Here is a 21,509-nt window from a genome sequence, read left to right as displayed (position 1 = left end):
CAAAGCTGCTCATAGCGTCAGGTAACTGATAAAGCGGCTCAACAAGCCCAGACCAATGGTCACTGCCAGCACCAGCACGAGGAGCATCCACGGCCGGAAAGGCCGGCGCTCGACTCGGTGTTGGGACAGTTGCAGGTACTCTTCGACATGTTTCTGGTCTTCAGGGTTCAGGCGGCTGGTCATATTTGCCTCGTCAGGTAGACGTTGCTGAATGGGCAGAAGCTACAGCGGTTTTTATCCGGGGTTGAACGCAGCATAGCCGCTGTCCGGAACCGGCTCGACGCTGACCCGGTCTTCGAGGCGAATAATCCCGCTTTGTAACACCCGCGCGGTAATTCCGCCATGCCCGCGCACGGCTTGAAAGGTGCCGGGGCCAAGGTTGTTCTGCAAACGTGCGCAAGGCTGACACCAGCCCGTGGTTTCGAATATTGCCTGACCGATGCGAAAGCGCCGACCCTTGAGGCTAAACAAATTGATACCGCTGATAACGAGATTGCGCCGCAGATCTTCAGGTTTCACCGGTTGATTGTCGGGGCGCCCCATCAAGGCGTTGATCACCGCCAGATGTTCCCACTGAATCAGCGTCACCTGCCGTGCGTTGCGCACTCCGGGGCGAGCGTGGTCGCCAGTCAGCCCTGCTTCCAGCCGCGCCTCCACTGCATCGAGTTCGATCATCGGCCCACGGGATTCGGGACGCACGCCGATCCAGCGCACACACCCGGTCTGTGGCACATCGGCAATCAATTGCTGCAGCGGCGTCACAGGCTGATCCCGACATCGAAGACGATGCTGCGACCAAGGTTGCTGCGCAGAAAATCCGGCGCATCCGGGTGGGCGAACAGCACGCGGGCAAAGGTCGGGCCGACCAGAGACAACGAACGCCAGCCTTGGCGCAGGTATTCGGTCGGCGGCGGAAAATGGCTGTTCAGATCCAGCACCTCACGTTTAAGACTGGCAAAGGCGATGATGTCCAGTTCGCCCAGATCCATGCCGCGTTCCTTGTAGTTGTGCGCTTTCTTGCGCAAGGTCGGCGCCAGTCGCAGCAAAAACTCGTTGGCCGGAATCCGTTTAGGCTTGGCTTCGCGACGCACCAGTTGGCTGAGGGAAAAGGCGCTGCGTCGTCGCTGCAATTCATCGCGCCATTCGTCGTTGAGCCGGCGCCCCTCGTCGAGCACGAAGAACACCTCGAAATTGGCATCGCGAAACAGTACGTCCGGCGGTTCGCCGGCCGGCGCGAATTCGTCGACGCGGTAGGGAATGTTCAGGCCTTGCAGCAGGCGCTGGCAGACCCAACGCTCACGCTCCCATTTGCGGGCATTGGACAGAAAGGCGTTGGCCTGCTCGGCCGCGATGGTCAGCAGGCGTAAATAATCTGAGTCATCCATAGGCCCAAGCTTAGCGTTCAAATGCGACAAGCAGAAAGCTTTGCTTGGGCTGATGCTTACAAACCGCCGCGTCATCGAGCTCTTGTAGGAGCAGCCGAAGGCTGCGATCTTTTGACTTTAAAGGAGCAAGATCAAAAGATCGCAGCCTTCGGCAGCTCCTGCAGGGAATGCGTCGTCGCAAAGGTGAGGGTCATGATTGGAGCTGAACTGTTGTCCTCGGCGAGCCTGACGCTCGGCTGGCTGATTTATGTGCCGGTGCTGCTCTGGGCGATTGTGCGCGCGCCGTGGGTCGAGTTGTTCAGCGACAGTCGGCGTCAGCACCTGCTGTTCGGGACGGTGTTCGCGTTGTTTCTGTTGTGGCTGGTGCGCAGGGATTTCGACACGGGTGTGTCCTATCACTTCATCGGCATGACGGCAGTTACATTGCTGCTGGACTGGCCGCTGGCGATTGTCGGTGGTCTGGTCGCGCAGATCGGTCTGGTGCTACTGGGCCGTCAGGATCTGCTGGCCGTCGGGGTCAATGGTTCGCTGCTGATTCTGTTACCGGTGTTGATCACCGAATGCGTGGCGATCGTCGTCGAGCGCGCACAGCCACGTAATCCGTTCGTTTATATCTTCTGCTCCGGTTTTTTTGCCGCCGCGCTTTCAGCGTTGTTGTGCCTGATCCTGAGCCTGACGCTGCTGTGGTACGACGGTATTTTCGCCATGCCGGAGTGGCTGGAAGATTTCGTCGGTTATCTGTGGCTGCTGCTGTTTCCCGAGGCGTTCATCAACGGCATGGTCGTCAGCGCGCTGGTGGTGTTCTGCCCGGAATGGCTGGAGACGTTCAATCGCACGCGCTACCTTTCGGCGCCGTGGAAGGACGACGATCCCAAGTCTTGATCCATATCAAACCCGCCATGCGCGGGAAATTTCATGCTCGCGCAAATCCCTTCAGGAGCAGCGGCATGAGTGTTTACGAGTGGGCGAGGCAGGAAACCCGGCAGAGTCTGGACATGGCGCAGGAGGTGGGCTTTGACCCGGGGTTGAGTTTGCGCGCCTTGCTCAGTGCGGTGGTGCAGCAGAGCAAGGCCGTGCGCAACGCCGAAGACCTGGCCGACGAGTTGCGTTTTCTCGCGGAAAACCTCGACGACGATCAGGACTACGGCTTTATGCGGCCCTGATCAGGATCAGTGGCGCGGATCGAAATCGCCGGAAAACAGTTCATCCTCGGCATCAGGTGCAACGGGAATCTTGTGTTCTTCCGATGCCCAGGCGCCGAGGTCGATCAGCTTGCAGCGATCAGAGCAGAACGGCCGAAACTTGTTTTCGGCGGTGAATTCCACGGGGGCGCCGCAGGTCGGGCATTCAACGGTGGGGATCTGGCTCATGCTTGGCCTCCGGATAAAGTCAGGTAAAAGTGATGCAGGCGCTCGACCTCACTGTGCAGCCAGGCGAGGTCGCGGTCGTTGACCACTACGTCGTCGGCACGGCTCACACGGTCTTCGCGGCCCGACTGGGCCTTGAGGATCGCCTGAACCTGCTGCTCGCTGGTCTGGTCGCGCTGCAAGGTGCGTTCGATTTGCAGTTGTTGCGGAGCGTCGATCACCAGGATGCGCTGGGTCATTGCGTATTGCCCGGATTCGATCAACAGCGGCGAAACCAGTATCGCGTAAGGCAATTTTGCCAGCGCCAGATGATGAGCGATTTCCTCGGCGATCAACGGATGCAGCAGGGCTTCGAGCCAGCGGCGTTCTTCCGGCACTTCGAAGATCAGTTTGCGCAGGGCGGCGCGATCCAGCGTGCCGTCGCCCTGCAAAACGCCAGGCCCGAAGTGTTCGGCTATTTTTGCCAGCGCCGGGCGCCCCGGCTCAACCACCCAGCGCGCCGCGTGATCGGCGTCAACCACATGAATGCCAAGGTCGATGAAGTGCTGGGCCGCCGCGCTTTTGCCGCTGCCGATGCCGCCGGTGAGGCCGAGAATCCAGGGTTTTTCCACAGGGGTATTCATTTCAAACCGACAAACTGCCAATAGAAGTCGGTTATTTGACCACCCCAGAGCAAGGCAATCCAGCCGGCAATGGCCAGATAGGGGCCGAAGGGGATCGGCGTCGAGGTTTTCTGTTCGCGCAGGCGTAGCAAAACCACCCCGATAATGGCGCCGACCAGTGATGACAACAGAATCGTCAGCGGCAGAATCTGCCAGCCACCCCAGGCACCGAGCAGCGCCAACAGCTTGAAATCACCGTGGCCGATGCCATCCTTGCCGGTCAGCAGCTTGAACAGCCAGAACACCGACCACAGCGCCATATAACCGGCCACCGCGCCCCACAGTGCATCGTGCAACGGTACGAAGACGCCGAAACTGTTGACGATCAACCCCAGCCACAGCAACGGCAGCACCAGCACATCGGGCAGCAGTTGATGTTCGGTGTCGATCAGACTCATCGCCAGCAAACCCCAGGTGAGGACGATCAGCAGGCACGCCGGCCAGCCGAAACCGAAGTGCCAGGCAATGAATGCCGAGAGCAGCCCGCAGGCCAGCTCGGTCAGTGGATATCGTTTGCTGATAGGTGCAGCGCACGCCGAACAGCGCCCCCGCAGCCCCAGATAACTGAGCAGCGGAATGTTTTCCCACGGGCGGATCCGGTGGGCGCAATGCGGACATTCGGAGTGCGGCAGCATCAGGTTGTAGGTGGGCAGCGGCGTTTCGCTGGGCAAACCGAGCACGTCGTGGGCCTGCTGTCGCCAGTCGCGCTCAAGCATTTTCGGCAGGCGCCAGATCAGCACGTTGAGGAAGCTGCCGACCACCAGACCGAGCAACAGGGCGGTGCAGACAAAGGCCAGCGGATACAGGGCGAACAGTTCGTCGATAGGCATGTCAGATCGCTGAGCCGAGTTGGAAAATCGGCAGGTACATGGCCACCACCAGCCCGCCGACGATCACCCCCAGCACGACCATGATGAACGGCTCCATGAGGCTGGTGAGGTTATCGACCATGTTATCCACTTCTTCTTCGTAAAAGCCTGCAACCTTGTCGAGCATTTCATCTAGCGCCCCCGACTCTTCGCCAATCGCGGTCATCTGCACGGCCATGTTGGGAAAGACTCCGGTGCTGCGCATCGAAAAATTCAGCTGCATGCCGGTGGAGACGTCTTGGCGAATGCGCAGCACGGCACGCTTGAACACCACATTGCCGGTAGCGCCGGCCACCGAGTCGAGCGCTTCCACCAATGGCACACCGGCAGCAAACGTGGTCGACAGGGTTCGAGCGAAGCGGGCTACCGCTGACTTGTACATCAGCGTGCCGACCAAGGGCAGTTTCAACAGCCAGGTGTCTTTGCGATCACGTAGCGCCTGGGAGGTTTTCAGTGCGTGACGGGTGCCGAAAATCGCCGCGACCAGCGCGCCGAGAATCGCCCACCACCATTGCTGCATGAATTCCGAAAGGCTGATCACCATCAGGGTGAAGGCCGGTAGCTCTGCACCGAACCCCGAGAATACCGACTGGAATTGCGGCACCACTTTGACCAGCAGGATCCCGGTCACGACTGCCGCCACCAACACCACGGCGGTGGGGTAGGTCATGGCTTTCTTGATCTTGGCCTTGAGCCGTTCGCTTTTTTCCTTATAGGTTGCGACCCGTTCCAGCAGCGTGTCGAGGGCGCCGGACTGCTCGCCGGCATCGACCAGGTTGCAATACAACTCGTCGAAATACTGCGGCTTCTTGCGCAGGGCTGTGGCGAAGCTGTTACCGGCCGCGACCTCCTGTTTGACCTCGTCCACCAGCTTGCGCATGGCCGGGTTTTCGAAGCCTTCGCCAATGATGTCGAACGACTGCAGCAACGGCACGCCGGCCTTCATCATGGTCGCCATCTGCCGGGTGAACAGGGCGATGTCCTGGGCCTTGATGCGTTTGCCAAAACTCAACAACGACGCGGATTTTTTGCGTACCTTGCCGGGACTGATCCCCTGTTTACGCAGTTGGGCCTTGATCAGTGCCGGATTCTGTCCACTGAGTTCACCGGTGACTTTGCTGCCTTTCCTGTCCGTACCTTCCCAGGCATAAATACTGATTTTCGCTGCCTTGACCGCCATGTTCAGTCCTTGGTGACCCGGTTGATTTCTTCAAGGCTGGTGATGCCTTGCATGGCCTTGTGCAGCCCGGAGGTGCGCAGGTCGTCGAAGCCGTCGCGGCGCATTTGAATGTCGATTTCCAGCGAGTTGCCTTCGGCCATGATCAAGCGTTGCAGCTCCGGTGTGTTTTTCACCACTTCATAAATCCCCACGCGTCCCTTGTAACCGCCGTTGCAGTGATCGCAACCGACCGGCTCGTAGATCGTGAAATGGCCGATGCGTTCCTCGGGGAAGCCTTCTTTGATCAAGGTTTCGCGGGGGATCTCGATGGCTTTCTTGCAATGGCTGCAGAGCTTGCGTGCCAGGCGCTGGGCGATGATCAGGCTGACCGAGGTGGCAATGTTGAAGCCGGGAATGCCCATGTTGTGCAGGCGCGTCAGGGTTTCCGCGGCGCTGTTGGTGTGCAGGGTCGAGAGCACCAGGTGACCGGTCTGCGCGGCTTTGATCGCGATCTCGGCGGTTTCCAGATCGCGGATCTCGCCAACCATGATCACGTCCGGGTCCTGGCGCAGAAACGAGCGCAGCGCCTGGGCAAAATCGAGGCCCTGTTTGGGGTTGACGTTGACCTGGTTGATGCCTTCCATATTGATCTCCACCGGGTCCTCGGCGGTGGAGATATTGATGTCGACGGTGTTGAGAATATTCAGGCCGGTGTACAGCGAAACGGTTTTACCCGAACCGGTGGGCCCGGTGACCAGGATCATGCCCTGTGGCTGCTTGAGCGCGGCCATATACAGGTCTTTCTGCACGGGCTCATAGCCGAGCGCGTCGATGCCGATCTGTGCGCTGGACGGGTCGAGAATCCGGATCACCACTTTTTCGCCCCACAGGGTCGGCAGCGTGTTGACCCGAAAATCGATCGACCTGCTTTTCGACAGGCGCATCTTGATCCGCCCGTCCTGCGGTTTGCGCCGTTCCGAGATATCGAGGCTGGCCATGACTTTCAGGCGCGCGGCGATGCGCCCGGCCAGTTGAATCGGTGGCTTGGCCACCTCGCGCAAAATGCCGTCGGTGCGCACCCGTACCCGGTAGTTCTTCTCGTAGGGTTCGAAGTGCAAGTCGGAAGAGCCGCTCTTGATCGCGTCGAGCAGCATCTTGTGCACGAAGCGCACCACCGGCGCATCGTCGGCGTCGAGACCGGCGATGGCATCCTGTTTGTTGTCGTCAATGGATTCGACGTCGAGGCCATCGAGATCGACATCGGCCATGTCCTCCAGACCGCTGGCGTTGGTGTCGAAGAATTTTTCGATGGCATCGCTGAGCTTGTCGTCCTCGACCAGAATGGCTTCGGTGCTCAGCCCGGTGCTGAACTGAATGTCGTTGATCGCTTGATGATTGCTCGGGTCGGAAATGCCTACGAACAGCTTGTTGCCACGTCGCCACAGGGGCAGGGCGTGATGCTGGCGCACCAGTTTTTCGCTGACCAGGCCTTTGGGCTGGGTTTCCTTGTCCAGGCAATTGAGATCAAGCAAGGCCATGCCGAAATGCTCGGAGGCGATTTCGGCGACCTGTGAGCTCTTGACCAGTTTGTTCTGCACCAGATAGCTGACCAGCGACAAGCGATTACGCTGGGCCTGTTGCGAGGCTTGCTGGGCGCTTTTTTCCGTGAGCAGTTCGGCCTGCACCAATTGCTTGGCCAGACCGCTCAGAGCGATGTCATTCATGGGGATTCCGCACGCTTGCAGTTCATGACTTATAGCCTAGTCAAGTGACAGCGCCAAACACGCCCAGTGCAGGTGACAAAAAGTGTCAGATAGTGCGGTTGCGGGTTGTAGGAAATGGCGATGTATGTGGTTCGCGCCCAAGGGGCGGGGCTTCGAAGGCGTTGGCATGGCCTATGCTGCTTCCCTTGCAGATCATGAGATTTCGACTCATGCATGGAGCGTGTCTATGAAAAAACAACAAGGTTTTACTCTGATCGAGCTGCTGATCGTGGTGGCGATCATCGGGATTCTGGCGACCATCGCCTTGCCGCAGTATTCCAAGTATCAGGCGCGGTCGAAGGTAACGGCGGGGCTGGCGGAGATCAGTGCGCTGAAGGTGCCGTTTGAAGACACCATCAATCAAGGCACCGATCCTACGCTGACATTGGTTGCGGGTAGTGCGACGGCGGCGACATCCAACTGCACACTCGCCGCATCCGGTACTGCATCCACCGGTGCCGGAACCATCACTTGCACACTGCTCAATGCCCCGGGTCCGGTGCTGAGCAAGACCATCACCCTGACTCGTTCTTCAGGGACCGGCGCGGGTGTATGGACCTGCGGTACCACCGTTGCTCCGGATTATTCCCCTAAAGGCTGCACCGCCAGCGGTACATAAGCGGTCAGTGATGTACTCGAAAATGCCCCGCACTGCGGGGCATTTTCCATTGCGCGGCACTTCACAAAAGCTTCAATAATTTCAGCGCCTTAGGAACTTTCCGAAAAACCGTAACTTGCATGTCGATAATTCGAAGGTCATGCAAATTGCATGATTTCGAAAATTTTGCTAATTAATAAATTATTGATTTATAAGGAAATTATCGCTTTTCAAAAGTTGGCACAGCGTTCGCAACTACCTTGGTAACCCTGCTGACAAGACAACCAGCAGACTTTCCAGAAAAACAGGAGTTACTCGTATGAAGAAGTTCGCTATCACTGCCGCTGCTGCTACCGCGCTGACCCTGACCATGGCTTCCGGTGCATTCGCACAATCCACCCAGGCTACCCAGGCTCCAATGACTCTGGCTGCCGGTGAAGTCACCCAGGCTAAAGAAGCTACTTCCGACACCTGGATCACCACTAAAGTCAAAGCTGACCTGGTCACCGAAAAAGGCATTCCAGGTACCGACATCAAAGTAGAAACCAACAAAGGCGTGGTTTCCCTGTCGTCGACTGTTGCGGTAACTGATGCTCAGAAAGCTACCGCTGTCGCTATTACCAAGAAAATCAAAGGTGTTAAAGCGGTCTCCGCTGACGGCCTGAAAGCCGAGTAAGGCATGACTTCTCGCCTGGACCGGGAGAAGACGCGACAGACGGGCCGAGCAATACGTCTGCCGCAACTTTAGAGTTCATGCGAACGGTCACACGGATGTGACCATTACAGGCCCCGCCACTTGTGTCGGGGCTTGTTCTATTTCAGGGACGAAAAAATTGAATGGCACCACAAAACAAATGGCATCACAAAACAATTGTGGGAGCGAGCTTGCTCGCGAAAGCGGTATATCAGTCACAACGGAGTTGGCTGACCTGACGCCTTCGCGAGCAAGCTCGCTCCCACATGGGATAAGTGAGTTGCTCTAGTTACCGCGTTTGCTGCTGATCTGCCGCAGGCGATTACCTTCGAAGCGCAGGTATTGGTACATGCCGTTGCTCGGGCCGTAAGTCCATTCCTCTACCTGAAACTCCTCCCGGCGATTGGCGCTGCGCTTGTAGCCCAGCACATCGCGGCTGACCGGCTCACCGCACTTTTGCAGGACTTCGCTGGAGCGGTCGCCAAGGCTGATCAATTGACTGCCGCAGCGCAGGGTCTCGGACGCAACGGCATGGCTGGCAGCGAGCGCCAGTGTCAGCGCGGCCAGCCATTGGCGCTTCATCACTCGGCATCCAGATGCATTTGCGTCACCACGCGGCCATCGCTTTCGGCCTCGCCAAGGTTGGCGTCGATGAAGTACACGCGGTCGTCTGCCAGCTGGCCTTTATCGACCAGATAATCCTTGATGCTGCTGGCACGGTCCTGACCCAACTGACGCAGCAGCACGTCGCTGCCACTCCAGAACTTGATCACGCCATCGCGCATCTTCGCTGTGCGTTCTTCCTTGCCCAGATCCTTCCATTCGGCCGGTGGCTGGGTTTTCAGACGGGTGCGGTAGATGCCTTCGAGCAGTGGGCCTTTCTCGCCCTCTGGTACTTGCAGCAGCGACGCTTGCGCCGGGACTTTATCGCCGCGCCGCTGGAGCATCTTGTAGTAGTTGTACTGGTATTCACGTTCCAGGCGCTGCTCGGCGAGCAACGGGCCGTCACTGCTTTTGGCGGCCGTGCCTTCGATTTCCAGGCGCAGTGCCGGACGTTCCTTCAGTGCTTGGGACAGCTTGATCAGCGCCGCTTCGGCATCTTTGCTCAAGTCGCTGGAACCTGGCGCAAACGACACGGTGCCGAGGTCTTGCGAACCGCCGCCACTGATCAGCCCGCCAATCATTTTGAACGGTGCGGCAGCGGCTTTGACGATCAGGTTGCGCAGGGTCTGCCAGACAATCGGCATTACGCTGAATTGCGGGTTGTTCAAGTCGCCGGTCACCGGCAATTCGATGGAGATCTTGCCGTCAACGTCCTTGAGCAGGGCAATTGCCAGTTTCAATGGCAGGCTCACAGCATCCGGGCTGTCGACTTTTTCGCCGAGCTGCAATTGCTCGACCACCACTTTGTTTTCGGCTTTGAGCTGGCCCTTGGTGATCAGGTAATGCAGGTCAAGGTTGAGCCGGCCCTTGCGGATACGGTAGCCGGCGAATTTGCCGGAGTAGGGCGTCAGTGTCGTCAGCTCGACGCGTTTGAAACTGGTGGCGATGTCGAGGCTGGCCATCGGGTCGAAAGGATTGACCGCGCCCTTGATGGTCACGGGTGCGTAGCGGTCGACCTTGCCTTTGATATCGACGCTGGCCGGTTTCGCCTGACGGCTGTCGATGGTGCCGATCTGGCCGTTGAGCTGCTGCACGGCGGTGGCGAAGTTCGGCGTCAGGCTGAAGTCGGCAAAGTTGGCCGAGCCGTCATTGATCGCGATGCCACCGATGTGAATGCCCAACGGTTTCTCGTTGCTGGCCGGTTTCGCTGTCGTGGTTTTCGCGCCACTGTCGGCCGGTTGCGGGATCAGCAGGTCGTCGATGTTGGTGGTGCGATCGTCGTTGATCATGAACCGCACATAAGGCTGGAAGAGGTTGACCTTGTCGATCGACAGACTGTCGCCGTGCTGATAGTTCAGGCCTTCGACCACCACTTGCTGCCATTTGAGGAAGTCGCGGGTTTTCAGGGTGTCGAGGGTGTGCAGTTGATCGATTTGTGCGCGACCGGTGACGCTGAGTGCCAGTGGTTCGGTGCTCTTGAGATTGACCTTCAGGTCACTGCCGAGCATGCCGCTGCGCAGTTCCAGGCGAATGAACGGATTGATATAGGACTGCGCGACACGCAGGTCGATGTCCTGGGTTTTCACGTTGAGCTGGGCATTGACCGGGGCGAGATTGACGGTGCCGTCGGCCGTGATCTTGCCTTGCTTGCCCACGCCGCTGTCGAGCTTGAGCTTGAAGGGCGAACCGTTGAGGCTGTCGAAATCCTGCAGGTCAACGTTCAGCGGGGTGATGTCCAGTGCTACTGCCGGTTTGGCCGAGCGGTCGGCAAGATGCACGGTGTAGTTGCGCAATTGCACGTCTTTGAGCAGCACTTGCCAAGGCTTGCTCGGCGCAGTCGGTTCAGCTTTCGGCGAGTCGGCAGCGGCTGGCGTGTTCGCCGGTTCTGCGGCGGCTTTGGCGGCAGGTTTGGACGGTTGGCTGGCGAACAGTTTCTGCCAGTCCAGCTGGCCGTCGGCTTCAAGGGCAGCCCAGGTTTCCAGTTTGTTGCTGCGGATCTTGCCGACCACGACTTGTTGCTTGGCCAGATCCACCGAAGTTTCGCTGACGTCCAGGCGTTCGAGTTTCGCCAGTGGCCGCCCATCCGGAGCCTTGATGGCGAACGGCGCGATGCTCACCGCCACGTTGTTCAGTTGCAGCTCGGTTTCTTTCGACAGATTGAGTTTGTATTCGCTGCTGAGGCTGATCACACCGTCTTCCAGGACCAGCGGCACCGAATCACGCACGTAGGGCCAGAATGCTTTCATCTTGCCGTCGGTGACTTTCAGGGTGCCTTCGGAAGTGAACGGGATCAGGCTGAAATTGCCACTCCAGTCGATCCGCCCACCGGCCGGGCCGATGGCGACCAGGGTCATGTCGGCACTGTCTTCGGGCAGGGTGCTGAGGTTTTTCAGTTCGAAGCTGAGGTCGTCGTAGAGAAACTCGATGGGCTCGCTCGGGCGCACGTCCTCAAAGTGCACGACGCCGCCGGCCAGCTTGATGTTGTCAATGCGCAGCGGGAACGGTTTGGCGTCCGGGTCGGCTGGTGTCGGCTCACTGGCCGGCACATTGAACAGGCCGAGCAGGTTGAGTTTGCCGTCTTTGGCGAAAAGGATTTCGGTTTTCGGCTTGTCCAGCTCGATGTTGGCCAGATGCAGGGCTTTGGTCCACAGGCTGTCGATTTGCAGGTCGGCGTACAGGCGATCGAAGCCGACCTGTTCCTTGCCCGGCTCGCCGATGACCAGTCCCCACAGGGTGACTTCAAGGCTGAACGGGTTGAGCTCGATACGCTGGATATGCGCAGGCACCGTTGCGTAATTGGCCAGTTGTTGATTGGCCACACGCAGGGCGATGCCCGGCAAAATCAGAAACCCCAGCAGGCTGTAGAGGGCCAGAGCAGTCAACAAGGCGCCAATCGCGCGAATCAATCCTTTGGGCATGTGCGGCTTCATCTGTCTGAATCGGAGTGCCTTGGAGTATGGCACGCGATTCTGGTTCCGAAGTACCTCGCATGGAGCAGGATTGTTCAGATTCTTCTGTAGGAACGCTTTCCATGTGGGAGCGAGCCTGCTCGCGAAGGCGTCATATCAGTCGCTCTATTCGTTGGCTGATACACCGCTTTCGCGAGCAGGCTCGCTCCCACATTAGATAGTTGTCAGCCGCGCGAGCGGTTCAGAGCTGCAGGATCAGGGTTTTCAGCGGCGGTTGCTGGTCCAGGGACGGGAAGTCGGCACCCGGGGTCATCACGCTCCACTCACGCACCGGGCGTCCGGTCTTCTCGGCACAGCGCAGCACCTGCTCGCGCCAGTCGTCCATGCTGACTTTCGCCAGGTTGTTGCAGCAGATCAGCACGCCGTTGTCGGCGGTGGTCAGCAGGGCAGGTTTGAGCAGGCTCTGGTAGTCGCGCAGCAGGTCGACGGTGCCGAATGCACTCTTGGCCCAGGCCGGTGGATCGAGCAGGACCAGGTCATATTGGCGCTGATCGAGGCGCTGGTAGCTCGGCAGTTTCTGCCCCCGGCGCTGGCTGATCGGCAGCCCGGCGAGTTGGCGGATGGCCGGGAAGTAGTCCGACTGGATGAACTGCATCTGCGGCAACTGCGGGTTGAGCAGACCGTTTTCGCGGCCGACCGCCAGATTGCCTTCGGCGAAATCCAGGTTGCACACTTCACGCGCGCCACCGGCGGCTGCGCTGAGGCCGACGCCGCAGGTGTAAGCGAACAGGTTGAGCACGGATTTGCCTTTGGCGTGATCCTTGACCCAGCCACGGGTGTTGCGCAGGTCGAGGAACAGCAGCGGGTCCTGCCCGGCATGACGCCCGCGCACACGGTAGTTCAGACCCCATTCGTGACCGACCAGATCGGCCAGCGCGGCGTCTTCGGCTTTGTAGACGCTGTCTTCACGATCAATACGCGAATTGCCACGGGAGCGGTCGTTGTAAACCAGCAACGTTTCCAGGCCCAATGTTTGATTGACCATGGCGTGCAGTTGCAGCAGGTCATCGCGCTCGAGGGTCTGGTGGAAGCTCTGCACCAGCAGTTGCGGGCCGTAGCGGTCGATGGTCAGACCGCCAGCGCCTTCCTGGCTGCCGTGGAACAGCCGATAACAATCGGTGCCCTGGCGGTGCAACTCGGCGAGCAAGTCCTGGCGTTGATCGAGGGCGGCGCGCAGCGCCTGATTCAAGGAAGACATGCGGGCGCCTTGCTGGAGAGAATGGGGGCGCGGGAGTTTAGCAGTTTGGCGAGCAATCGAGTTGCGACCTTCGCGAGCAGGCTCGCTCCCACATGGGAATGCATTCCAAATGTGGGAGCGAGCCTGCTCGCGAAGTTTTCAGGTCAGCAAACCCATCCTGCGTTTGGCTCGTTGCACCGAACCATTGCGCATCGCCCAGCGCAGTATCGGCGCGCTGCGTCTGACGCTGGCGCGAATCAACTGGCGTTGCAGCGAACTCTGGCGGACATCGAGCATATCGCTGGCCCAGTCCGGCAGCAGATCAATACCGGCCTTCATCATCAAATCGCCAAACGGTCGCGCCAGAACACTGGGCGCCGGTGCGGCCAGCAATAGGCGCAATACTTCTCGGCTGCGCTCATCGCACAGCAACTGCGGGCGCATGCGTTGCAGATAATCGGCTACGGCCTGACGCGATTTCGGCACATCCTGAGCACCGAGTCGTTCGGCAATCACGGCGATTTCCGCGTAATAACGATCCTGATCCGCCCCCGACAACTGCGGATTGCGATAACGCAAATGTGCCGCGAGAAAGTTGCTGACCTCGGCCACATGCACCCACGTCAGCAAGTCTGGATCACTTGCCGCATAGGGCCGGCCATCCGGAGCAGTGCCGACCACTTGCAGGTGAATGGTGCGCACCTTCTCGATCAGCCAGTCGGCATCCCGCCGCGAACCGAAGGTGGTGCCGGAAACAAACTGACTGGTGCGCCGCAAGCGTCCGAGCATGTCTTCACGGAAATTCGAATGATCCCAAACCCCGGCCAATGCCAGTGGATGCAATGCTTGCAGCAACAACGCGCTGATGCCGCCGATCAACATGCTGCTGAAATCGCCGTGCACTTGCCAACTGACCGAGTCGGGGCCGAACAGGCCGGGATCGCCCTTGGGGTTTTCCAGGTCGAGTTGGCCGAGTGACAGCCCGGTCAGGCTCATCAGTTGGTTTTCGATACGACTACGGATGAATTCCATGACTACTCAGTGAAGAAGAGCGGGCGCGACCGGTTGACCGCGCCCGTAGTGTTACTGATTGAGGCGCTTGTCGATCAGGCCTTGCACCACGCTCGGGTCGGCCAGGGTCGAGGTGTCGCCGAGGCTGTCGAGTTCGTTGCAGGCGATCTTGCGCAGGATGCGCCGCATGATCTTGCCTGAACGGGTTTTCGGCAAGGCCGGCGCCCACTGGATCAGGTCCGGTTTGGCGAAGCTGCCGATTTCCTTGCTGACGTGGGCGAGCAGTTCTTTCTTCAATTCATCATTCGGCTCGGTGCCGTTCATCGGGGTGACGAAGGCGTAGATGCCCTGACCTTTGACGTCGTGCGGGTAACCGACCACGGCGGCTTCGGCGATGCTGTCGTGCAGCACCAGCGCGCTTTCCACTTCAGCGGTGCCGATGCGGTGACCGGAGACGTTGATCACATCGTCGATGCGCCCGGTGATCCAGTAGTCGCCGTCCTCGTCGCGGCGCGCGCCGTCGCCGGTGAAATAGTAGCCGGGGTAGGGTTTGAAATAGGTGTCGACCATGCGTTGCGGGTCGCCATAGACGCTGCGGATCTGCGCCGGCCAACTCGATTTGATCGCCAGCACGCCGCTGCCGGCGCCTTTGATTTCCTTGCCGTGCTCATCGAGCAACACCGGTTGCACGCCGAACATCGGCTGCGTGGCGCAGCCCGGTTTGATCCGTTGTGCGCTGACCAGCGGGCTGAGCATGATGCCGCCGGTTTCGGTCTGCCACCAGGTGTCGACGATGGGGCAGCGCTGTTCTCCTACGACATTGAAATACCATTCCCACGCCTCCGGGTTGATCGGCTCACCGACGCTGCCGAGCAATCTGAGGCTGGCGCGTGACGTTTCCTGCAACGGTTCGGCACCTTCGCGCATCAACGCGCGTAAAGCGGTAGGAGCTGTGTAGAAGATGTTGACCTTGTGTTTATCGATGACCTGCCAGAATCGTGAGCTGCTCGGGTAGCTCGGCACGCCTTCGAACATCAGCGTGGTTGCGCCATTGGCCAATGGGCCGTAGACGATGTAACTGTGGCCGGTGACCCAGCCGACATCGGCGGTGCACCAGAACACTTCGCCGTCGCGGTAATCAAGCACGTATTTGAAGGTCATCGCCGCTTGCAGCAGGTAACCGCCGGTGGTGTGCAGCACGCCTTTGGGTTTGCCGGTGCTGCCGGAGGTGTAGAGGATGAACAGCGGATCTTCAGCGTCCATTGGTTCCGGCGGGCAATCGTCGCTGACGTCGCGCACAGCCTGGTGATACCAGAGGTCACGGCCCTCAACCCAATCGACTTTGCCTTGGGTGCGCTCGACCACCACGACGGTGCTGACGTCCGGGCAACTCTGCAGGGCTTTGTCGACGTTCTGTTTCAGTGGCACGAACTTGCCGCCGCGCACGCCTTCATCCGCCGTGATCACCGTGCGGCAATCGGCATCGAGAATGCGGTCACGCAGGGAATCGGGGGAGAAACCGCCGAACACCACCGAATGGATCGCGCCGATCCGCGAACACGCGAGCATGGCGTAAGCGGCTTCGGGGATCATCGGCATGTAGATGCACACCCGGTCGCCTTTCTTCACGCCACGGCTTTTCAGCACGTTGGCCAAGCGGCAGACATGATGATGGAGTTTTTTATAAGTGATTTGTGCCGATTCGGCCGGGTCGTCGCCTTCCCAGAGCAGGGCGGTCTGCTCGCCGCGCTTTTCCAGGTGGCGGTCAATGCAGTTGTAACTGACATTCAGTTTGGCCCCGGAGAACCAGGCGGCTTCACCGGTTTTCAGGTCATAGCGCTGGACGGTCTGCCACGGCGTGCTCCAGTCGAGGAACCGCGTGGCCTGTTCGGCCCAGAAGGTATTGGGGTGTTCAATGGATTCGCGGTACAGGCGCCGATAGTCTTCCTGACTCAATTGCGCAGCCCGGCGGACGGCATCGGCTTTGGGGAACGTGCGGATATCGAACATGACGGTTCCTTATTCTTGTGGTGCGACAGGAATAAAGATGCGCCGAGCGATGCAGAGGTTCAAGTCATGTGTAAAACAACTGTGGGAGCGAGCCTGCTCGCGAATGCGGTGAGTCAGTCAACAAAGAGGCTGAATGACACACCGCATTCGCGAGCAGGCTCGCTCCCACATTGGAAATAGGTTGCCCACTGGAATTGTGGGCAACCCATTCACATCAACCGCGGTGACGACCGCGGAAGTAGTTGATCAGGCCTTGGGTAGACGGATCATCAGCAGTGCTTTCATCGCTGCCGACCAGACGGTTGTAAACGCCTTTACCCAATTCCTTGCCCAACTCAACGCCCCACTGGTCAAAGGCGTTGATGCCCCAGACCACGCTTTGCACGAACACTTTGTGTTCATACATCGCCACCAGTGCGCCGAGACGGCGCGGGCTGATGCGCTCGACCACGATGGTGTTGCTCGGACGGTTGCCCGGGATCACCTTGTGCGGTGCGAGTTTGTGCACTTCTGCTTCGCTCATGCCCTTGTCGCGCAGTTCTTGCTCGGCTTCCGCCAGGGTCTTGCCGAGCATCAGCGCCTGGCTCTGCGACAGGCAGTTGGCGTACAGCCACTGATGGTGGTCGGAAACCGGGTTGAAGCTGACGATCGGCACGATGAAATCGGCCGGGATCAACTGCGAACCTTGATGCAGCAACTGGTGGTAAGCGTGCTGACCGTTGCAGCCGACGCCGCCCCAGATCACCGGACCGGTATCGGTCGACACCGGCGTGCCATCCTGACGCACGCTCTTGCCGTTGGATTCCATGTCCAGTTGTTGCAAGTGCTTGGTGATGTTGCGCAGGTAATGGTCGTACGGCAGGATCGCGTGGCTTTGCGCGCCCCAGAAGTTGCCGTACCACACACCGAGCAGGGCCAGCAGCACCGGCATGTTCTGTTCGAACGGCGCGGTCTGGAAATGCTGGTCCATGGTGTAGGCACCGGACAGCAGTTCCTTGAAGTTGGACATGCCGATGGCCAGGGCAATCGGCAAACCGATGGCCGACCACAGCGAATAACGACCGCCGACCCAATCCCACATCGGGAAGATGTTTTCTTCGCGGATACCGAACGCAACGGCCGCTGCGTTGTTGCTCGATACGGCGATGAAGTGGCGATACAGCTCGGCTTCCGAACCGCCCTGCGCCAGGTACCAGGCACGTGCGGCCTGAGCGTTCTTCAGGGTTTCGAGGGTGTTGAACGACTTCGACGAAACAATGAACAGTGTGGTCTCGGCGCGCAGTTTCTGCGTCAGCTCGTGGAATTCGCTGCCATCGATGTTCGCCAGATAATGGCAACGCACGCCTTTCTGCGCGTACGACAGCAGCGCTTCGGAGACCAGCTCAGGGCCGAGGAACGAGCCACCGATACCAATGTTGACCACGTCGGTGATCGGCTTCTCGGTATAACCACGCCACAGACCGTCGTGAATGCGGCCGACCAGATCGGTGATCTGGTTCAAAACCTTGTGGACTTCCGGCATCACGTTGACGCCATTGACCGACAGCTTGTCGCCCACCGGGCGACGCAGGGCGGTGTGCAGCGCCGGGCGGCCTTCGGAAGTGTTGACGATTTCGCCTTCAAACAGCGCTTTGATGGCGCCTTTGAGATCGACTTCATTGGCCAGACCGACCAGCAGGTTGCGGGTCTGGGCGTTGATCAAATTCTTCGAATAATCGAGAAACAGTCCACAGCTGCTGAGGGTGAACTGATTGAAGCGCTGCGGATCGGCGTTGAAGGCTTCGCGCATGCTGAAATCCTGCATGGCTTGGCGGTGGTCTTTCAACGCTTGCCAGGCGGGCAGAGCGGTAACGTCTTGAGGAGTGAGGTAATACGCCATCGCTGCGGTTTTCCTTTTTACTTGAACGGCCTTTGAACACTGAACAGACCCGGCACGCCATGTTTGGGCATGGGATCAACTGCGTCGACACGATTTCCGGACACAGGGCGAATACAGTAAACCTCGCGCTGCGTTCTGTCTTGACTTTGTCTGACCAGATCCCTGTACTTTTTTAACATCGAGACCGGGAACTGGCCGACAAACGGAGGGGGCGGGGCGAAATCGGGATCAGGCGAGCTGAACCGGGATGGCGTTGCTGGTGTGGCTCAGTTCATTGCCCGGCGCCATGTAGAGCATGCGCGGCTTGAAATTGACCAGCTCCGCTTCGCTGTAATGGGCGTAGGCACAAATGATTACGCGGTCGCCGACCTTGGCCTTGTGCGCAGCGGCGCCATTGACCGAGATCATCCGCGAGCCTTCTTCGCCACGAATCGCGTAGGTGGTGAAACGCTCGCCGTTGTCGACGTTATAAATCTGGATCTGCTCGTATTCACGAATGCCGGACAAGTCCAGCCACTCGCCATCGATGGCGCACGAACCTTCGTAATCGAGCACCGCATGGGTGACTTCGGCGCGGTGCAGTTTGGCCTTGAGCATGATCGCGTGCATGAGGGTTTTCCCGGGTTGGAATCGAACGGCGGGCAGTGTGCCCGAAGGCTTTTAAGGCGGCAATACAGCTGGAATGCAATCTTCATGACGCTGAAAAACACTGTAGGAGTGAGCCTGCTCGCGATAGCGGTGTGTCATTCAACACTAATGCTGACTGACACACCGCTATCGCGAGCAGGCTCACTCCTACAGGGGGTATTGCGGTGTCTTTAAACCGGGGTATCGAGATTCAGGTGCAGGTTATCGATCAACCGCGTGGTGCCGAGGAACGCGGCCACCAGAATCACCAGGTCACGGTCTTCTGCCGTTGCCGGGCGCAAGGTCAAGGCGTGGCGGATTTCCAGGTAGTCCGGACGCAGGCCCGCTGCTTCCAGCTGCTGCACCTGGGCACTGATCAGCGCCGGGAAATCCCGTTCACCTTGTTTAATCGACTCGGCAATGTTGCTGAGGCTGCGATAAACCACCGGCGCCACCGCGCGTTGTTCTTCGCTGAGGAAACCGTTGCGCGACGATAACGCCAAGCCATCGGCGGCGCGCACGGTCGGCTCGCCGATGATCTGGATCGGCATGTTCAGGTCATGCACCAGCGCGCGGATTACCGCCAGTTGCTGGTAGTCCTTCTGGCCGAAAATCGCCAGATCCGGCTGGACCATGTTGAACAGCTTGCTGACCACGGTCGCCACACCTTCGAAGTGCCCCGGACGGCTGGCGCCGCACAGGCCTTCGGACAATTGCGGCACGCTGACCCGGGTCTGTCCGGCCATGCCGTCGGGGTACATTTCTTCGACAGTTGGCGCGAACAGTAGAGAGCAGCCCGCTTCCAGCAGTTTTTCCTGATCCGCTGCCAACGTGCGTGGGTACTTATCGAGGTCTTCGCCGGCGCCAAACTGCAGCGGGTTGACGAAAATGCTCGCGACCACGAAATCGACGCGCTGCGTGGCTTTGGTGATCAGTGCAACGTGACCGCTGTGCAGGTTGCCCATGGTCGGCACGAAGCCGATGCGCTTGCCTTCGCTGCGGGCGCGGGCTACGGCGGCGCGCAGTTCGCGTACGGTTTTAACGGTGTTCATGCAGAGAATCCGTGCTCGATGCCAGGGAACGTGGTGGCTTTGACTTCGTTGACGTAAGCCTTCAGCGCGGACTGAATGCTGTCCTGACCGTGCATGAAGTTCTTGACGAATTTTGGCACACGGCCAGTGATCGACAGGCCGAGCATGTCGTGCAGTACCAGAACCTGGCCGTCGGTGGCGTTACCGGCGCCGATGCCGATCACCGGAATCTTCACGGCCTGGCTGATTTCAGCGGCCAGTTCGCTCGGTACGCATTCGAGCAGCAGCATCGCCGCGCCGGCCTGTTCCAGCGAAATCGCATCAGCACGCATCTGCCGCGCCTGGTTTTCGTTGCGACCCTGCACTTTATAGCCGCCGAGAATGTTCACCGCTTGTGGGGTCAGACCCATGTGCGCGCAAACCGGTACACCGCGCTCGGCAAGCAGACGGATCGACTCGGCCAGCCACAACTGACCTTCCACCTTGATCATGTGCGCACCGGCCTGCATCAGCATGGCGCTATTAGTCATGGTCTGTTCAAGGGTGGCGTTGGCCATGAACGGCAGGTCGGCGAGGATCAGGGCATCAGTGTTGCCGCGTTTGACACAGGCAGTGTGGTAGGCCATTTCTGCGGTGGTCACCGGCAGGGTGCTGTCGTGACCTTGCAGGACCATGCCGAGGGAGTCGCCCACCAGCAGCACTTCGACACCGGCCTCGTTGCAGGCGTGGGCGAAGGTCGCGTCATAGCAGGTCAGCATGGTGATCTTTTCACCTTTCTGCTTGAGGCTCTGGAGCGTGGTCAGGGTGATGGCTGGCATGTAAAAAATCCTCGTTCAGGCGCTCTGGAAACTACTGCGAGTAACGCGCGTGATTCGTCATCTACTCAGGCGCACGCTCTTTTGTCGTGCTTATAAGGCCTGGATTGCGCCCGTATGTGCCGGGTTGGCGGCAGCGGGACGCCTATAGTCGTGATGAGCCAACAGGAAGTCAATTGCGTGTGTTACCGCATTGTTACGAGGGGAGTGTTACCGGCGTTACTGATGCGATTCAGCGGCGCGGCAGGGCTGATTCGGCGATTTTTTGTCCGACAAAAATCCTGGGTGTGGAATAAACCAATGTGGGAGCGAGCCTGCTCGCGAAGGCGGCGAATCAGTCAACACAGTGTTGAATGACACACCGCTTTCGCGAGCAGGCTCGCTCCCACAGGGGATTGCAATCAATCTGTCGAGAGGCGTTCCAGGCCGACGAACGGGCAGGCGGTGAGCAGATCGGACAGGCTGCGGCCATCGGCAAGACGCAAATCTTGTGGGGCCAGTTCAGCGAGGGGATAGAGCACGAACGCGCGTTCCTGAATCTGGTAATGCGGGATTTTCAGGCGCGGTTCGTCGATCAGTCGATCACCGAACAGCAGAATGTCCAGATCCAGTGTGCGTGGGCCCCAACGTTCCAGACGTTCACGGCCCTGATCGTTCTCGATAGCTTGCAAGGCGTCGAGCAGTTCCAGTGGTGCAAGTGAGCTGTCGAGCGCTGCTACCGCGTTGGTATATCGCGGTTGGCCCGGCAGCAATGAATCGCTTTGATAAAAGGCAGAAACGCCAGCGAGCAGGGTCTGCGGCAATTGCCCCAGCGCCTCAACGGCGCTGCGCAACTGTTCGGCCGGGTCAGCGAGGTTGCTGCCCATGCCGATGTAGATGCGTTCCATGCC

General features: G+C 59.3%; 22 protein-coding genes. 4 read left to right on the top strand and 18 right to left on the bottom strand.

Annotated features, from left to right (window positions below; genetic code table 11):
• Positions 1-9: 9 nt before the first annotated feature.
• From CCX46_RS26010 to CCX46_RS26000, 3 genes are read right to left on the bottom strand one after another with little or no spacing between them, the layout of a single operon-like run.
• Positions 10-183 carry a DUF3094 domain-containing protein gene (locus tag CCX46_RS26010; protein WP_007909875.1) on the bottom strand — a complete coding sequence of 58 codons (174 nt, stop codon included), beginning with the start codon at positions 181-183 and terminating at the stop codon, positions 10-12.
• Between the two features lie 51 nt (positions 184-234).
• A complete protein-coding gene (locus tag CCX46_RS26005) occupies positions 235-762 on the bottom strand; it encodes an MOSC domain-containing protein (protein ID WP_127929821.1) in 528 nt (175 codons plus the stop codon).
• Positions 759-1,385, bottom strand: a complete 627-nt coding sequence (locus CCX46_RS26000) for a DUF1780 domain-containing protein (RefSeq protein WP_127929820.1) — start codon at positions 1,383-1,385, stop codon at positions 759-761. The genes CCX46_RS26005 and CCX46_RS26000 overlap by 4 nt, the downstream gene beginning before the upstream one ends.
• A gap of 192 nt (positions 1,386-1,577) precedes the next feature.
• Here CCX46_RS26000 and CCX46_RS25995 point away from each other — a divergent pair, with 192 nt between their 5' ends.
• Positions 1,578-2,267, top strand: coding sequence for an energy-coupling factor ABC transporter permease (locus CCX46_RS25995; RefSeq protein WP_127929819.1), 690 nt, complete (start codon positions 1,578-1,580; stop codon positions 2,265-2,267).
• A 65-nt stretch (positions 2,268-2,332) separates the two neighbouring features.
• On the top strand, positions 2,333-2,548 hold the full coding sequence (locus CCX46_RS25990; RefSeq protein ID WP_007909901.1) for a hypothetical protein: 216 nt from the start codon (positions 2,333-2,335) through the stop codon (positions 2,546-2,548).
• A gap of 6 nt (positions 2,549-2,554) precedes the next feature.
• On the opposite strand, the gene yacG is transcribed toward CCX46_RS25990, so the two are convergent.
• The 5 genes from yacG to pilB are packed head-to-tail and all read right to left on the bottom strand — an operon-like array spanning position 2,555 to position 7,166.
• Positions 2,555-2,755 carry a DNA gyrase inhibitor YacG gene (yacG, locus tag CCX46_RS25985; RefSeq protein ID WP_007909902.1) on the bottom strand — a complete coding sequence of 67 codons (201 nt, stop codon included), beginning with the start codon at positions 2,753-2,755 and terminating at the stop codon, positions 2,555-2,557.
• Positions 2,752-3,375, bottom strand: coding sequence for a dephospho-CoA kinase (gene coaE / locus CCX46_RS25980; RefSeq protein ID WP_127929818.1), 624 nt, complete (start codon positions 3,373-3,375; stop codon positions 2,752-2,754). The genes yacG and coaE overlap by 4 nt, the downstream gene beginning before the upstream one ends.
• Positions 3,372-4,244 (bottom strand): prepilin peptidase, encoded by an 873-nt coding sequence (locus CCX46_RS25975; protein ID WP_127929817.1) that lies wholly within the window; start codon positions 4,242-4,244, stop codon positions 3,372-3,374. Before CCX46_RS25975 ends, coaE begins: the two co-directional genes overlap by 4 nt.
• A gap of 1 nt (position 4,245) precedes the next feature.
• The gene (locus tag CCX46_RS25970) at positions 4,246-5,463 is read right to left on the bottom strand and encodes a type II secretion system F family protein (protein WP_127929816.1); all 1,218 of its coding nucleotides are present in this window, start codon (positions 5,461-5,463) and stop codon (positions 4,246-4,248) included.
• A gap of 2 nt (positions 5,464-5,465) precedes the next feature.
• Entirely contained in the window at positions 5,466-7,166 is a 1,701-nt protein-coding gene (gene pilB, locus CCX46_RS25965; protein WP_127929815.1) for a type IV-A pilus assembly ATPase PilB, read from the bottom strand.
• A gap of 226 nt (positions 7,167-7,392) precedes the next feature.
• Here pilB and CCX46_RS25960 point away from each other — a divergent pair, with 226 nt between their 5' ends.
• Together CCX46_RS25960 and CCX46_RS25955 are read left to right on the top strand one after the other, a co-directional pair.
• Entirely contained in the window at positions 7,393-7,824 is a 432-nt protein-coding gene (locus CCX46_RS25960; RefSeq protein WP_034153877.1) for a pilin, read from the top strand.
• Between the two features lie 298 nt (positions 7,825-8,122).
• Positions 8,123-8,479, top strand: a complete 357-nt coding sequence (locus CCX46_RS25955) for a BON domain-containing protein (protein WP_127929814.1) — start codon at positions 8,123-8,125, stop codon at positions 8,477-8,479.
• Positions 8,480-8,782: 303 nt separating this feature from the next.
• Here CCX46_RS25955 and CCX46_RS25950 read toward each other — a convergent pair whose 3' ends face one another.
• The 10 genes from CCX46_RS25950 to folK all read right to left on the bottom strand — a co-directional run bounded on the left by CCX46_RS25950 (position 8,783) and on the right by folK (position 21,506).
• Positions 8,783-9,079 carry a DUF2845 domain-containing protein gene (locus CCX46_RS25950; protein WP_127929813.1) on the bottom strand — a complete coding sequence of 99 codons (297 nt, stop codon included), beginning with the start codon at positions 9,077-9,079 and terminating at the stop codon, positions 8,783-8,785.
• A complete protein-coding gene (locus CCX46_RS25945; protein WP_127929812.1) occupies positions 9,079-12,030 on the bottom strand; it encodes a DUF748 domain-containing protein in 2,952 nt (983 codons plus the stop codon). The genes CCX46_RS25950 and CCX46_RS25945 overlap by 1 nt, the downstream gene beginning before the upstream one ends.
• A gap of 220 nt (positions 12,031-12,250) precedes the next feature.
• Positions 12,251-13,267 carry a class I SAM-dependent rRNA methyltransferase gene (locus CCX46_RS25940; protein WP_127929811.1) on the bottom strand — a complete coding sequence of 339 codons (1,017 nt, stop codon included), beginning with the start codon at positions 13,265-13,267 and terminating at the stop codon, positions 12,251-12,253.
• Between the two features lie 138 nt (positions 13,268-13,405).
• Positions 13,406-14,278 carry an oxygenase MpaB family protein gene (locus tag CCX46_RS25935; RefSeq protein WP_127929810.1) on the bottom strand — a complete coding sequence of 291 codons (873 nt, stop codon included), beginning with the start codon at positions 14,276-14,278 and terminating at the stop codon, positions 13,406-13,408.
• A gap of 51 nt (positions 14,279-14,329) precedes the next feature.
• A complete protein-coding gene (gene acs, locus CCX46_RS25930; RefSeq protein ID WP_127929809.1) occupies positions 14,330-16,267 on the bottom strand; it encodes an acetate--CoA ligase in 1,938 nt (645 codons plus the stop codon).
• A 214-nt stretch (positions 16,268-16,481) separates the two neighbouring features.
• On the bottom strand, positions 16,482-18,146 hold the full coding sequence (gene pgi / locus CCX46_RS25925) for a glucose-6-phosphate isomerase (protein ID WP_127929808.1): 1,665 nt from the start codon (positions 18,144-18,146) through the stop codon (positions 16,482-16,484).
• Between the two features lie 228 nt (positions 18,147-18,374).
• Positions 18,375-18,755, bottom strand: coding sequence for an aspartate 1-decarboxylase (panD, locus tag CCX46_RS25920; protein WP_003205654.1), 381 nt, complete (start codon positions 18,753-18,755; stop codon positions 18,375-18,377).
• A gap of 209 nt (positions 18,756-18,964) precedes the next feature.
• Positions 18,965-19,825, bottom strand: a complete 861-nt coding sequence (gene panC / locus CCX46_RS25915; protein WP_127929807.1) for a pantoate--beta-alanine ligase — start codon at positions 19,823-19,825, stop codon at positions 18,965-18,967.
• The gene (gene panB, locus CCX46_RS25910; protein ID WP_127929806.1) at positions 19,822-20,622 is read right to left on the bottom strand and encodes a 3-methyl-2-oxobutanoate hydroxymethyltransferase; all 801 of its coding nucleotides are present in this window, start codon (positions 20,620-20,622) and stop codon (positions 19,822-19,824) included. The genes panC and panB overlap by 4 nt, the downstream gene beginning before the upstream one ends.
• A gap of 398 nt (positions 20,623-21,020) precedes the next feature.
• The gene (gene folK / locus CCX46_RS25905; RefSeq protein ID WP_127929805.1) at positions 21,021-21,506 is read right to left on the bottom strand and encodes a 2-amino-4-hydroxy-6-hydroxymethyldihydropteridine diphosphokinase; all 486 of its coding nucleotides are present in this window, start codon (positions 21,504-21,506) and stop codon (positions 21,021-21,023) included.
• Positions 21,507-21,509 lie beyond the last annotated feature (3 nt).

It is taken from the genome of Pseudomonas sp. RU47, assembly GCF_004011755.1.
GTDB lineage: Bacteria > Pseudomonadota > Gammaproteobacteria > Pseudomonadales > Pseudomonadaceae > Aquipseudomonas.
This window is presented reverse-complemented; position numbering and strand designations above follow the sequence as displayed.

Coding starts and splice junctions, on each gene's coding strand:
- CCX46_RS26010 (WP_007909875.1), bottom strand. CDS start 183: ATGACCAGCCGCCTGAACCCTGAAGACCAGAAACATGTCGAAGAGTAC.
- CCX46_RS26000 (WP_127929820.1), bottom strand. CDS start 1,385: ATGGATGACTCAGATTATTTACGCCTGCTGACCATCGCGGCCGAGCAG.
- CCX46_RS25995 (WP_127929819.1), top strand. CDS start 1,578: ATGATTGGAGCTGAACTGTTGTCCTCGGCGAGCCTGACGCTCGGCTGG.
- CCX46_RS25990 (WP_007909901.1), top strand. CDS start 2,333: ATGAGTGTTTACGAGTGGGCGAGGCAGGAAACCCGGCAGAGTCTGGAC.
- yacG (WP_007909902.1), bottom strand. CDS start 2,755: ATGAGCCAGATCCCCACCGTTGAATGCCCGACCTGCGGCGCCCCCGTG.
- coaE (WP_127929818.1), bottom strand. CDS start 3,375: ATGAATACCCCTGTGGAAAAACCCTGGATTCTCGGCCTCACCGGCGGC.
- CCX46_RS25975 (WP_127929817.1), bottom strand. CDS start 4,244: ATGCCTATCGACGAACTGTTCGCCCTGTATCCGCTGGCCTTTGTCTGC.
- CCX46_RS25970 (WP_127929816.1), bottom strand. CDS start 5,463: ATGGCGGTCAAGGCAGCGAAAATCAGTATTTATGCCTGGGAAGGTACG.
- pilB (WP_127929815.1), bottom strand. CDS start 7,166: ATGAATGACATCGCTCTGAGCGGTCTGGCCAAGCAATTGGTGCAGGCC.
- CCX46_RS25960 (WP_034153877.1), top strand. CDS start 7,393: ATGAAAAAACAACAAGGTTTTACTCTGATCGAGCTGCTGATCGTGGTG.
- CCX46_RS25955 (WP_127929814.1), top strand. CDS start 8,123: ATGAAGAAGTTCGCTATCACTGCCGCTGCTGCTACCGCGCTGACCCTG.
- CCX46_RS25950 (WP_127929813.1), bottom strand. CDS start 9,079: ATGAAGCGCCAATGGCTGGCCGCGCTGACACTGGCGCTCGCTGCCAGC.
- CCX46_RS25945 (WP_127929812.1), bottom strand. CDS start 12,030: ATGAAGCCGCACATGCCCAAAGGATTGATTCGCGCGATTGGCGCCTTG.
- CCX46_RS25940 (WP_127929811.1), bottom strand. CDS start 13,267: ATGTCTTCCTTGAATCAGGCGCTGCGCGCCGCCCTCGATCAACGCCAG.
- CCX46_RS25935 (WP_127929810.1), bottom strand. CDS start 14,278: ATGGAATTCATCCGTAGTCGTATCGAAAACCAACTGATGAGCCTGACC.
- acs (WP_127929809.1), bottom strand. CDS start 16,267: ATGTTCGATATCCGCACGTTCCCCAAAGCCGATGCCGTCCGCCGGGCT.
- pgi (WP_127929808.1), bottom strand. CDS start 18,146: ATGGCGTATTACCTCACTCCTCAAGACGTTACCGCTCTGCCCGCCTGG.
- panD (WP_003205654.1), bottom strand. CDS start 18,755: ATGCACGCGATCATGCTCAAGGCCAAACTGCACCGCGCCGAAGTCACC.
- panC (WP_127929807.1), bottom strand. CDS start 19,825: ATGAACACCGTTAAAACCGTACGCGAACTGCGCGCCGCCGTAGCCCGC.
- panB (WP_127929806.1), bottom strand. CDS start 20,622: ATGCCAGCCATCACCCTGACCACGCTCCAGAGCCTCAAGCAGAAAGGT.
- folK (WP_127929805.1), bottom strand. CDS start 21,506: ATGGAACGCATCTACATCGGCATGGGCAGCAACCTCGCTGACCCGGCC.